This window comes from Shewanella sp. 10N.286.52.A9 (assembly GCF_041468985.1).
In the GTDB taxonomy this organism is placed as follows: domain Bacteria; phylum Pseudomonadota; class Gammaproteobacteria; order Enterobacterales; family Shewanellaceae; genus Shewanella; species Shewanella japonica.
In genome coordinates this window covers 129,737-142,185 of record NZ_JBFRJQ010000031.1, presented here as the reverse complement: position 1 = coordinate 142,185, position 12,449 = coordinate 129,737, and the positions used below count along the sequence as shown (strand labels likewise).

Annotated in this window: 13 protein-coding genes; 4 read left to right on the top strand and 9 right to left on the bottom strand. The window is 40.3% G+C overall.

The window, feature by feature from the left end; genetic code table 11:
- The first annotated feature begins 504 nt into the window (after positions 1 to 504).
- Entirely contained in the window at positions 505 to 960 is a 456-nt protein-coding gene (locus tag AB4128_RS19240; RefSeq protein WP_055024226.1) for an RNA-binding protein, read from the top strand.
- 8 nt (positions 961 to 968) lie between these two features.
- On the opposite strand, the gene murI is transcribed toward AB4128_RS19240, so the two are convergent.
- Complete coding sequence (gene murI / locus AB4128_RS19235) at positions 969 to 1,757, bottom strand: glutamate racemase (protein WP_372038657.1); 789 nt, start codon at positions 1,755 to 1,757, stop codon at positions 969 to 971.
- Between the two features lie 142 nt (positions 1,758 to 1,899).
- Here murI and trmA point away from each other — a divergent pair, with 142 nt between their 5' ends.
- A complete protein-coding gene (gene trmA / locus AB4128_RS19230) occupies positions 1,900 to 2,997 on the top strand; it encodes a tRNA (uridine(54)-C5)-methyltransferase TrmA (RefSeq protein WP_192021746.1) in 1,098 nt (365 codons plus the stop codon).
- Between the two features lie 66 nt (positions 2,998 to 3,063).
- On the opposite strand, the gene fabR is transcribed toward trmA, so the two are convergent.
- Complete coding sequence (gene fabR / locus AB4128_RS19225; RefSeq protein ID WP_055024214.1) at positions 3,064 to 3,678, bottom strand: HTH-type transcriptional repressor FabR; 615 nt, start codon at positions 3,676 to 3,678, stop codon at positions 3,064 to 3,066.
- Between the two features lie 144 nt (positions 3,679 to 3,822).
- Between fabR and AB4128_RS19220 the strand changes: the two genes are divergently transcribed.
- Entirely contained in the window at positions 3,823 to 4,926 is a 1,104-nt protein-coding gene (locus AB4128_RS19220) for a fatty acid desaturase (protein ID WP_065110545.1), read from the top strand.
- Positions 4,927 to 5,056: 130 nt separating this feature from the next.
- Here AB4128_RS19220 and AB4128_RS19215 read toward each other — a convergent pair whose 3' ends face one another.
- From AB4128_RS19215 to nudE, 4 genes are all read right to left on the bottom strand, one after another.
- Positions 5,057 to 6,922, bottom strand: a complete 1,866-nt coding sequence (locus tag AB4128_RS19215) for an MFS transporter (protein ID WP_372038656.1) — start codon at positions 6,920 to 6,922, stop codon at positions 5,057 to 5,059.
- Complete coding sequence (locus AB4128_RS19210; RefSeq protein WP_372038654.1) at positions 6,916 to 7,536, bottom strand: TetR/AcrR family transcriptional regulator; 621 nt, start codon at positions 7,534 to 7,536, stop codon at positions 6,916 to 6,918. The genes AB4128_RS19215 and AB4128_RS19210 overlap by 7 nt, the downstream gene beginning before the upstream one ends.
- A 162-nt stretch (positions 7,537 to 7,698) precedes the next feature.
- A complete protein-coding gene (gene cysQ, locus AB4128_RS19205) occupies positions 7,699 to 8,508 on the bottom strand; it encodes a 3'(2'),5'-bisphosphate nucleotidase CysQ (protein WP_055024210.1) in 810 nt (269 codons plus the stop codon).
- 111 nt (positions 8,509 to 8,619) lie between these two features.
- Positions 8,620 to 9,168 carry an ADP compounds hydrolase NudE gene (gene nudE, locus AB4128_RS19200; protein WP_055024209.1) on the bottom strand — a complete coding sequence of 183 codons (549 nt, stop codon included), beginning with the start codon at positions 9,166 to 9,168 and terminating at the stop codon, positions 8,620 to 8,622.
- 79 nt (positions 9,169 to 9,247) lie between these two features.
- Between nudE and yrfG the strand changes: the two genes are divergently transcribed.
- Positions 9,248 to 9,913 (top strand): GMP/IMP nucleotidase, encoded by a 666-nt coding sequence (yrfG, locus tag AB4128_RS19195; protein WP_080917173.1) that lies wholly within the window; start codon positions 9,248 to 9,250, stop codon positions 9,911 to 9,913.
- Between the two features lie 67 nt (positions 9,914 to 9,980).
- Here the strand turns inward: yrfG and AB4128_RS19190 are convergent, their stop codons facing one another.
- From AB4128_RS19190 to gspL, 3 genes are read right to left on the bottom strand one after another with little or no spacing between them, the layout of a single operon-like run.
- Positions 9,981 to 10,742: a type II secretion system protein N gene (locus tag AB4128_RS19190; RefSeq protein WP_055024207.1), complete on the bottom strand. Its 762-nt coding sequence runs from the start codon at positions 10,740 to 10,742 to the stop codon at positions 9,981 to 9,983.
- A gap of 12 nt (positions 10,743 to 10,754) precedes the next feature.
- A complete protein-coding gene (locus AB4128_RS19185) occupies positions 10,755 to 11,231 on the bottom strand; it encodes a type II secretion system protein M (protein WP_372038651.1) in 477 nt (158 codons plus the stop codon).
- A gap of 1 nt (position 11,232) precedes the next feature.
- Positions 11,233 to 12,435: a type II secretion system protein GspL gene (gene gspL / locus AB4128_RS19180; RefSeq protein WP_372038650.1), complete on the bottom strand. Its 1,203-nt coding sequence runs from the start codon at positions 12,433 to 12,435 to the stop codon at positions 11,233 to 11,235.
- Between the last annotated feature and the right edge of the window lie 14 nt (positions 12,436 to 12,449).

Sequence of the window (12,449 nt, the reverse complement as noted above, 5' to 3'; positions counted from 1 at the left end):
CAATTTCGATTAACTCAACACCTGTGAGTGTCCACACAGATTACTTGATAAATTGTTAAAGAGCGTTAGCGCATCTCGGTAAGCCCGAGTGGCTAGGGATGCGTATTTTACGCAATTCCCGTATCGCGTCAAGTGATTTTTAAACTAATTTAAAAACTCTTTTCAGCGTCACTTTTCAGTGAACTGATTTGGCATGTACACCATGCTATTGCGTGGTTTGCCGTGTCAGTGGATGCGCATTATAGGGAGATTATGAAACCGTGCAAGGGCTTTTTGCAAATATTCAGATCGAATGAGGATCTTTTGTGCAGATCGTTTTATTTTTAACTATTATGACTGTTTTTATAGCAGTTTTATTCTATTTCCCTGACTTGTTATGAACTAATTATGGTGTTTTAAGGTCATTTTTTCGTCAGAGTATGGTGAAAGCGCAAATAATTCATTACCATAGCTATGCTTTTTAACAGTTATTTATCATTTTTCATTTTTATTAGAGATAAACTTATGCAGAAGTCATTTGTTATTACCTTAGTTACAGCGCTCATTGGCGCAGTTATCATTTATGCTCTATCTAGTAATGTTCAACTTGTTATATCTTTTATTGCAGGTGCAATGTTAGCTAGTCTTATTTTTACTTTCGTTCCAACTTCAACCGCAGCGGCTTCAAATGAGCCTTATGTTGGCCCAACTATGACACTGTATGTGGGTAACTTGCCATACCGTGTACATGAAGGTGAAGTGAAGAGTCTTTTCGGGGAGTATGGTCCTGTCAATTCAGTACGCTTAGTGAGAGATAGAAAAACAGGTCGCCGTAAAGGTTTTGGTTTCGTTGAGATGTCAGAAGCCGGTGCTAAAAAGGCGATGAACAAACTAAATGATTACAGTTTCCAAGAACGTACTTTAAAAGTAAGAGAAGCTAAATCACAAGAATCAGATCCAGCGGATCAAAATAAAGATTAGTTATATCGTTAGCTGGCTATGGAAAGACACTCAAGTTGTGTAAAGCCATAGTCAGTTAATGTCTGTTTTAGCCCATCCCCAATCTCAGCTGTATACCCAGCTTTTAAAATCACATCACAATTCTGACTCTTACTTTGACTACCTATCAAAAACAACACTCGTGTAGCAATCGCACTACCTGAATCAAGTAGTAATATTTTAGCACCTAAAACTTGTGCTATTTCTTGGCGTAAAAACGGAAAATGAGTGCAACCCAACACCACGGTATCAATAGATGAGTTTTGAATAGGTTGTAAAATCTGTTCAATTTTCTTTATATCAACACATTTTCGTCCCGCTTTGTCTTCTGCTATTAGTACTAATTCAGAAGAGCCAATTAAATCTACTTGGCAACCACTCGCAAATTCAGTGATCAATTCTTGGGTATAGGCTCTATTAACAGTGCCTGGTGTAGCAAGCAATGCAATATGCTGGCTTGTGGTTTGTTGTGCTGCTGGTTTTATTGCTGGCACGACACCAACAACTGGAATGCTAAGTTGTTTTCTTAGTTCAGGTAACACTAAGGTACTTGCACTATTACAGGCCACAACAACTATCGAAGCGTTTAACTGTTTTGCTTGTGTAACAACTAACTTAACGCAGCCATCAATTAACTCTTGTTCACTTAAATCTCCATATGGCAAACGCGCATTATCAAATAAGTAATAGATATCATGCTGAGACAATTTTTTATGAACATGTTCAAACACGGATAAGCCACCTATGCCTGAATCGAAAATGAGTATGGGACCGCCCAAGTTAATCTCCATTGAATGGGGTTAATAAGTGAAATTCATCGATTTCTGTTGTTAATATTCTAAGACTTCGCCGTTCTACTGGACATCAGCGGTGTGTAGTATAATATTTGCGCCCTTATTTTACAGCATATGGTGGAACAAAATGAATTTAGCAGCAATGGATCCTAAGAACTATGATGCGCAACTCGAACAAAAACGTGTCAAGCTTGAAGCTGCCTTTGCTGAGTTTACTCCGCCAAGTTTAGAAGTTTTTGGTTCTGAGCCAGCTCACTACCGTATGCGAGCGGAATTTCGAGTCTGGCATGATGGTGACGACTTATACTATTACATGTTTGACAAAGCATTGAATGAAAAAGTTCGTTGCGAGCAATACTTACCTGCTGGAGTGCTTATCAATGAGATGATGACAGCATTGATGGAAGAACTTCGTCCAAACCATGCACTTCGCTTTAAATTATTCCAGGTCGATTTTTTATCTACTCTTAGTGGCGAGATCTTAGTCTCACTTCTTTATCATCGTCAATTGAATGATGAATGGCGAGAAGAAGCTGAACTCATGAAGCAACGTCTATCTAAAAAGTTCAATGTGAATTTTATCGGTCGTGCCCGCAAACAAAAAATTGATTTAGATAAAGATTTCGTGGTTGAGTCCTTAACTGTCAATGGTAAAGATTTACAGTATAAACAAATTGAAAATAGCTTTACTCAACCTAATGCTAAAGTGTCAGTTAAAATGCTTGAATGGGCTATTTCAACGACTCAAAATAGTACGGGTGATTTATTAGAGCTTTATTGTGGTAATGGCAATTTTTCAATTGCGTTAGCGCAAAACTTTGAACGTGTATTAGCAACTGAGCTAGCAAAGCCTTCTGTGGACGCTGCGCAATATAACATTGCTATTAATGATGTCGATAATCTTCAAATTATCAGAATGTCAGCTGAAGATTTTAGTGATGCAATGGCTAAAAAACGTCGCTATCGTCGTTTAGAAGGTATCGATTTAGACAGTTATAACTGTAATACCATATTTGTTGACCCGCCGCGTGCAGGTATTGACGACAATACGCTTAGCTTAATGCAAAACTATGACCGAATTTTGTATATTTCGTGCAACCCTGACACGTTGAAAGCAAACTTAACCAAACTGAGTGAAACACATAAAATCACTCGATTTGCACTGTTCGACCAATTCCCATATACCGATCATATGGAATCAGGTGTACTTTTAGAGCGTAAATAATCACACTGCAATAAAAAGGCGATGCTGTGTAAACAGCATCGCCTTTTTATTGCCTAATAGCTTAATTTATTTAGTTTCTACTTTATGCTGTAGCGCTTCAGCACCTTTAGCAACCATGCGTAATTGTAAAACCAAATGATCCGCTAATACTTTTCTATCAGCTCGTTTCATATCTAATGCCGATGCGCCAGCATTAAACACTAAGGTCACTAAGGCTTCAGCTTGAACTCTCGCTAACATAGGTGTTCTACCAGCGGTAGCTTCAGTGTAATGAGACAACTCCGAAATAAAGTGCTCAATCTCTCTCGCAACAGCAGCACGAAATGCCGCAGAAGTCCCTGAACGTTCATGCAGAAGAATACGAAAAACATTGGGATTTGATTCTAGCACTTCAATGAAAGTATCAACTGAGATACGAATAACACTGCCACCTGCTTCGGCACGCTGGCGACCTTTACGCATCATTTGTCGCAATGTCAGACCACCTTCATCGACCATGGTTAAACCGAGTTCATTCATGTCTTTAAAGTGACGGTAAAAAGAAGTTGGCGCTATGCCAGCCTCTCTTGCAACCTCACGTAAACTTAAGCTTGAAAAGCTACGCTCAGCACTGAGTTGATTAAAAGCGGCATCTACCAATGCACGACGGGTTTTTTCTTTCTGTAATGCTCTTACACCCATGTAAAGATCCATTTAGTAAATGATAGTGCACAGATAATACCGTTTTTAACAAAGAAACACAGCCCCATAAGGGTTGACCATATATTGAGGGTAAGTTAAATTAGCGTACAACTGTACGCCCAATAAGATTTTTGGATTATCTTAATGAAAAAACCACCGATTATTTGGTTAAACACATCACTATTTGCACTCACGCTATTAGGCGCTATTACTTTGGTTCCATGGCGTGGCATGACCCATGGATTTGAGGCCATCGAATGGATAGCATTTGTCGTGCTTGCTTTTGCAAGTGGCTTATCGATTACTGCGGGGTATCATCGCCTTTGGTCCCATAAAGCTTATAAAGCACATCCTGTCATGCGATTCTTATTTGCATTGGGCGGAGCTCTTGCACTACAAAATAGTGCGCTGCATTGGTCTTCAGATCATCGAGTTCATCATAAGCACGTCGATAACAACGATAAAGATCCTTACTCTGCTAAAAAGGGGTTTTGGTACAGCCATATTGGTTGGATGCTACGCGAGTACCAAGCTAGTCGCTACCATGACTACAACAATGTTCGTGATTTACAAAAAGATGCCATTGTTATGTGGCAGCACAAACATTACTTATCATTGGTTGTCATAATGAATATTGGCCTGCCTGCATTTTTAGGCTGGTTAAATGGTGACATTATTTCAATGGTATTAATGGCAGGATTACTTCGCTTGGTTGTCGTACATCATTGTACTTTCTTTATTAACTCACTGGCTCACATCTGGGGCAGTCAGCCATATACCAATAAAAATACGGCTCGAGATAATGGTGTTATCGCATTATTAACCTATGGCGAGGGTTATCATAACTTCCATCATATTTTCGAAAATGATTACCGTAATGGCATTAAATGGTGGCATTACGACCCAACAAAATGGCTCATTAAGTCGATGCAATGGGTTGGCCTTGCAAGTGATTTAAGAGTGGTTCCTCAAGAACGAATAGAAAGTGCCAAATTACAAATGCAATTACTTAGAGCACAGGACAAAGTGGCGCATTTACCTAACTGTGACGAGATCATTGCTAATTTCCAAGCTGAATATGAACTCATGAAGCAGCACTTGATGGAATACTATCAAGCTAAAAAGAGTTTACTAGAAGCCAAGCGCAAAGAATTGAGCGTCCAGCAGCTAAACCTGCAAGTTGAAGAGTTAAAAGCACGCCTGTTAGCTCAAAAGAAAAACTGGAAAAGCTTAACCGCTGCATATTAACGTTAGTAATTATCAATATTGTGAAACGGCTACCTTACTCGGTAGCCGTTTTTTGTTTCGCCAGAATGAATGTCACAACACACATTCAGCACTCTGCCATGAGCATATACATTATCGGGTCATGGACCCTTTATGACTTGCGCTCAAACAACTCGCTTACCTGCTGATGCAAACCATGCCGACCTAATTCAACACCATTTACAGTCTCACCAATGTTGACTTCAACTCTCGACCAGAAACGCTTTGGTCTCGTCGTTAAAGCATGACCACCTTTATGGCTAAAGTATGATCCCCATAAGCCTTTTAACGCCATTGGTGTGACGGATACAGGGTCGGCAGCTAGGATTCTTTCAATACCAGGTCTAAACTCAGCAATATCGCCATCGGCGGATAATCGACCTTCAGGAAAAATACACACAAGCTCTTCGTTATTTAGCGCTTGATGAATGTGTTCAAATGCCTGCTCATAGGTCTTTTCACATTGTTTTGGCGAACAAATCGGAATAACACCAGCATGACGGAACAAATACTTTAAAAGTGGTATTTCACTAATAGACTTATCCATAACAAAACGCATCGGTCGCGTTGAAGATCCCATAATAATCAGTGCATCAACGTAACTCACATGGTTACACACAATAACACCTGCTCCCTGAGCTGGAATATGTTCACGCCCTGTTACGTTAACTCGGTACATGACATGGCTAAGAATATAGCTCACGAAGCGTTGAGCAAACTCAGGCACCTGTGAATAAACATACAAAGCCACCACAGTATTCAAGGCTGCAAGTAATAAGAATAGCTGTGGAATGCTCCATTCTAAGAGCCCAAGCAATACGATGGATAACACCGCTGCAGTTACCATGAAAAAGGCATTAACAATATTATTTGCTGCTATAGCTTGTGCGCACTCGCCTTTTTCTGCTCTAGACTGAATAAAGGCATATAACGGAACAATGAACAGTCCACCACTTAGGCCCACCATAAATAAGTCAGCCATGACTCTATAATGCTGGGATGCAGCAATAAAAGTGCTAAAGCTATACACGGTACTCAAATCAACCGGCGCTGGCGGTATAGCAAAAATTAAATCCACACCAAATACCGTTAACCCCAACACGCCAAATGGAATGACGCCCAATTCAACATGACCATAAGAAACTCGCTCACAAATCCACGAGCCTACCGCAATGCCAATTGAAAATAACGCCAGTAATAGCGATACCACTGTCGCATCAGCATGAAGGTGTAACTTGGCAAAATTAGGAAATTGAGTCAGATAAGTTGCACCTAAAAACCAAAACCAACTGATGGCCAAAATTGCCATCCAAATACTTGGGGTTTGACGCACTTTAGCAATACTGCGCCAAGTACCAGAAAGTGGCGTAAAGCGAATTTTTTCAATCTTGCCTTGAGGTGGTAAAGCTGGAATTGCTCGACTTGATAGATAACCAATTGCAGCAAGAGTGACAACGGTTGCAGAAGCGGCTACTAAGCTATTATCACTCGCAACAATTAACCCTGCAGATAACGTCCCCACAAGAATTGAAATAAATGTCCCCATCTCAACCCAAGCATTACCAGTAACAAGTTCATTTTCTTTTAGCGTTTGTGGCAATAAAGAATATTTAACAGGGCCAAAATACGCAGACTGCGTGCCCATTAAAAACAGGAGTAATAACATCACCAAATAGCTTTGAGACAGAATAGCGACCGCAGCACATGACATGATAATAAACTCAATCAACTTTAATCGTCGTATGAGCATGGCTTTATCAACATTATCAGCCACCATACCTGCGTGGGCTGAAAACAAAAAGAAAGGTAAGATAAAAACACCCGCCGCCAGATTTACAAACATATTAACGCTAATGGGTAATTCGTTAACTTGGCTATAAGTCACCAATAGCAACAGCACATTTTTATAAATGTTGTCATTCAGTGCCCCAAGACACTGAGTAACAAAATAGGGAAAGAATCGTCTAGAGATTAACATGCTGCATCCTTGTTTTTTGTCATTCCTAAAATGTAGCCTTGTACATGACTACTGAGCATTGCTGGTATTTCGGTTTCAGTGGTAAATAACTTTCCATCAATCGCTAAGCAAGTTAATCCATGAATCCCCCCCCATAACACTCGGCTCATTAATGTAATTTGTTGTTCTGACGCCTGTGCAAAAACATGTTTTAACTGCTGCGAAATCAATCCAAATAATGAATCAATAGCGTGCTGATGACTAGATGACAATGACACATTGTCTGGCGCTGAAATTTCAAACACGAGCTTAAAGCCAGCCTTATGTTCAAAAGCAAATTGGCAATATCCATGTGCCATGGCTTCTATGATATTGATAGGTTCATCTTGAGAGCAGTCAACATTAAGATCGGCTAGGTGTTGGTATAAGTTCACCAAAACTCGCTCAGAAACACGTAAGAGTAATTGTTGATATGACCCATAGATATTAATTAAGGTACTAGGTGCATAGCCTATTTGACTGGCCACTTTGCGAAGTGACAAACCATCAAGCGAAGCTGCTTGTAAGTATTCCATGACTGCAACTATGGCCATCTCATTAATTTCTTCATGAGTATGTTCCTTCCTTCGCGCCATCATAATCCCTATTGTAATTAACTAATGTGGTTAAACTAACAACAAACAAAATAAAAAACAATGTTCATAATAATTTTTTATTCATTCAATAATCATAATGAGGCTTGTTCAGACACAAAAAAGCCCTCAATAGAGGGCTTAAGGCATAGTTGAATGCAAAAACTATTTAGTGAGAATATCATCCCAAGCTAAACTTGGACTGCCAACAACGATAAAGTTAGGGTTTTCGAGCGTTTCTCGTTCGTTATAACTCATTGGCTGTAAATTGATATCCATTAACGCGCCGCCAGCTTCTTCAAGAATAATTTGCGCTGCACCAGTATCCCACTCACCTGTTGGGCCTAGGCGTACATAACAATCGGCACGTCCTTCAGCAACAAGGCAACTCTTTAACGCTGCGCCACCAAGGACCACTAACTCACAACTATTAGGATGACTTAATAATTTAAGCACTGACTGCGGATCTTGACGACGACTCACTGCAAGTTTCAAACCTGACTGTTCAATGTCACCAATTTGTCTGCTCATGATGCGAACTTCATTCTTAGTATCACGCTTATACGCCCCAAGCCCAGCAATGGCGTAATAACAAACGTTTGTCATCGGCACATAAACAATCCCCATAACAGGGCGATTATGTTCAACGAGTGCGATAATAACGGAAAAATCACCGCTGCCGGCGATAAATTCACCAGTACCGTCTAAAGGATCAACCAACCAATAACGCTGCCATTCAGCACGTTCTTCAAATGGAATATCGGCAGCTTCTTCACTCAAAATGGGAATATCTGGGGTTAATGCTGCGAGGCCGGCACAAATGATTTCATTTGCCGCTAAATCAGCTGAAGTGACAGGCGTATTGTCTGACTTAATTTCTCTGTCAAAGTCACCTTTGACATAAATATCTCGAATTTTTTGCCCTGCTTCAGTGGCAATTTTGATGACTTGTTCAATTACTTCTTCTGGCTTCATACCCACTCCAATCGCCAAATAATACGCTGAATACTGTCAAGTTAGTCCAACTTAGGCTTTTTTAGTAGCTTTCATCGGCTAATATTTTGTTTTTATTTTAATTAATAACCGCTATTTTGCTAAAAACTGCTGTGCAAGAAATAATGCACTGACACTTCGTGATTCAGAAAAGTCAGCATCTTCAAGCAAGGTTTGCCAATCTTCTAAAGGATATGGAATGACCTCTATTGGTTCAGGCTCATCACCTTCAAGGCGACTTTCATATAAGTCTTCTGCAATAAAAATCTGCATTTTACTGGCAAAGTAGCCAGGCGCTAAACTGAGTTCTTTTAATAAAGTCAGTTTGTTACTGGCAAAACCGATTTCCTCTTGTAGCTCTCGGTTAGCAGCTTCAGCGGCCTCTTCTCCAGGATCAATCAAGCCTTTAGGGAAACCCAGTTCATAATTATCGGTACCTGCGGCATATTCTTTGGCTAACAATAATTGACCTTGATGCACAGGGACAATCATTACTGCACCACGGCTACCGCCACTCATTCTTTCATATTGACGCTCTACGCCATTAGAAAACTTTAAGTGCAGCTGCTCAATTTGAAATAGACGACTTTTTGCTACTATTTCACGATGAAGGATGTCAGGCTTTTTATGCCGAGTTGTCATTCAAACCTCATATATGACGAATTTAGATAGACAAGTTACAATCTTACTACCCTAGCTATATTCTACAACTGGAATTTTCATGTTTCCTTGGCATAAGATAGACACAGTTTTACTCGATATGGATGGCACCCTACTCGATTTACACTTTGATAATCACTTTTGGTTATCTTTAGTGCCACAACAATTGAGCCAACAGCGGCAGATATCAGTAACCCAAGCGCAACAATTAGTCGAGCAATCTTACCAAAAGGTAGAAGGAACATTAGATTGGTATTGCATTGATTATTGGCAAGAAAAGCTTGGTTTGGATATTTTAACTTTGCATTATTCCTTGGCAGAGCGAATTCAAATGCGTCAAGACAGTATGCCCTTTCTTAATGCACTAAAAACAGCAGGGAAACAGCGGATATTAATGACAAATGCTCATCCCAAAAGCTTAGCATTAAAACTTGAACATACTGAACTTGCACACGGACTTGATGCAACTTTTTCAAGCCACGAAACAGGCTACCCTAAAGAGCACCCTAATTTTTGGGAGCATGCAATTCGTCAATTCAGTCTTAATCCAAGCCGTTGTTTATTTGTTGATGATAATGAGCACATTTTAGAAGCGTCGAAAAAAGCGGGAATTGGTTATCAACTTGGTATATCCAACCCTGACAGCCAAAAACCTCATAAAGACTTTGTCGACTTCCCTGCCATTCATGATTACCAAATGCTGCATCAGGATCTACTCGACGCGTAGATTACTTTTGGAATTAAAAACAAAAAAGGCATGTGATTAACATGCCTTTTTTATTGAAGCTGCCAGTCTACATACCTGGAATTACGCCGTTATAATTAATCGGGTAATATCCTTGGCTATCTTGCTTACCTAGGAAGGATAATGCTTGAGTAAGATCTTCTGGTTGTTCTGGTGTTGGCTTAATTTTAGCGCTGACAGAAAAGCGATTACTTTCGCCTAAACTTGCAATCCCTTCAATACCCATTTGGTTCATTGTGTCATCAGTATTTAACTGTACCATGCCATCAATACACTTCAACCCTAATGCAATGTTACCTAATGGATACTCTCCAAACTGGTTTTTTACATCAATACGATTTAAAAATAACTTACCTGACAGCTGTTCACACCATGGCTCACCTTGCTCAAGACGTTCAACAATCAAGCTAACATCACCATTCACTTTCGTTCTGAATGGCAGACGGCTATTTCCTAACAAAAATGAATTTGGCGCTTCAAAACGTAAATTTTCAGCTGATATACCTGATAACGACCAAGTGATATCTCCTTGTCCACTGACTGCTGTCGCACGATTACCAATGTTGACATCAAGGTTCACTTGGCCAATAAACAATGCCCATGGGTTCATGTCCCAGCTCACTTGTTCAATGATGCGACGATCAATAGATACCAGCTCAGCATGACCTTGCCATAACGTGCCTGATACACCACTCACTTTTATGTTATTAGGTAACGGCGCAATGCCTACTACCCAATTAGCAGGAATGTAAGCCACCATAAAGGCGAGATAAATAACAACGCCTATTACTATTTTTTTAATCAAACTCACTACAATACCTGCTTACTTAGACAGCTGAATACGACGTACTTTGACAAAACCGGCCACATCAGACTCTGATAAATCCACACTTTCAAGGGTTAAGCCTTTTTGTTCAACCAGCTCATGTAAATAATTCAATAAGCTGTCAAAAGGCACATCATCCATCCACAACTGGATTTTATCACCCTGAGGCTGCATTCGTGTGATTTCTAACTTATATTGACCCGCAAGTTGATTGACCACAGAACTGAGGCTGCCAGTTGACGTTGGTTTCGAGCCTGATTGCTTCAAACCTGCGATTTTATTAGCCGTTTGTTTGACATAGTTGAGTGTTTGTAATTCTGATTGGTGCCTCATTTCAGCATTTTCAGCAGCTGAAGAAATCGGGCTCCAAATTCCCCAATATATAATACCAATAATGACAAACACACCACAGCTGGCGACAAGCTGCTGCTCTCTGAGGGCTAAGCCTTTCCACCAAGCTTGCAAATTTTCCATCTTATTTGCCCCTCAATGTTAGGGTTGTATTCACTTCGTCTTCACCGCTATTGATTGCACCCATATCAAGGTCATATCGTGTTTCAACTAACTCTTTAAACTTATCGACTTGGTCATAAGTTTTGGCCGTCACTTGCATACGCAGTTCATTACGGTTGGCATCAAAACGTAAAGAATTTGGTTTTAAATCCGGTACCTTTTCAAAAGCATCTTTTAAGCCATCAAGCATTTCAAAAAATGCCGCTCCACCACCCTGACCTTGCATACTGCGTAACTGAGAATCCATTTGCGAGCGGATATTAACAATACGATTAATACCTGGACTGACTCTTTTAAAAATCGCTTCACTTTGTTGCTTAACTTCAGCAGTTTGCGCTTCTAGCTGATAAATCGTTAAGCCTTTATTGACTAGAGATAAAATGATCGCTACCGCCATAATAATGGCGACATTACGCCATAACATTAAATGTTTACTGTATTCACGCTTTGGCTGATAAATGCCACTGAGTAAATTGATCGGCGCTTGGATAATGCCTTTAGCCAAAACCATCATAGGTAAATCTAGGGGTTTAGGCTCAACTTCCGCTCCCATAAAGACTAAATCTTCGCTGTAAGCTGCAATATTGAGGGGAGCTTGATCTTCTTGCTGTTCAGGCATCAGTTGCGGTAATGCAAAATCTAACCATGTTTTAGGCAGACTAACACCGCTTCCTTCACCCGTGCGTAATAACAGTTCATCACCCATATCCAGTGCCGCCCAGCGACACTGTTCTAATGGTAATGCTAAACAATCAGGTACGATACGTTTTACCTTCATACCGGCATCAAGCAGCCAAGATAACCAATCTTGCATTTGCTCATGGGCAACTGCAACCACGTTCAGCTGCTCACCATCACGAGGTCCAACGACAAAGTGCATATCTTCAACATCAGATGCAATCGTTTCTTCTAGCATAAAAGGCAATGCTTTCAATGCTTGGCGCTGGTTTTTCTCAGGTAATTCAATTTGAGTCAATGTCATGCTTGACGCTGGCACTAATACATCAACAGGGCGATTTCCAGCACGCTCAGTTAAACTTGATAGGCTTGCTGCATCACTTAACTCGCCAGAGGCGATAATTTCTTGCTCCTGCTCTGACCAAACTAGCCAAGAACATGGGCTTTCTGATGTTTTACCTAATCGGATAAAAAGCCGTTCAGACACTGTTACTCTCCACT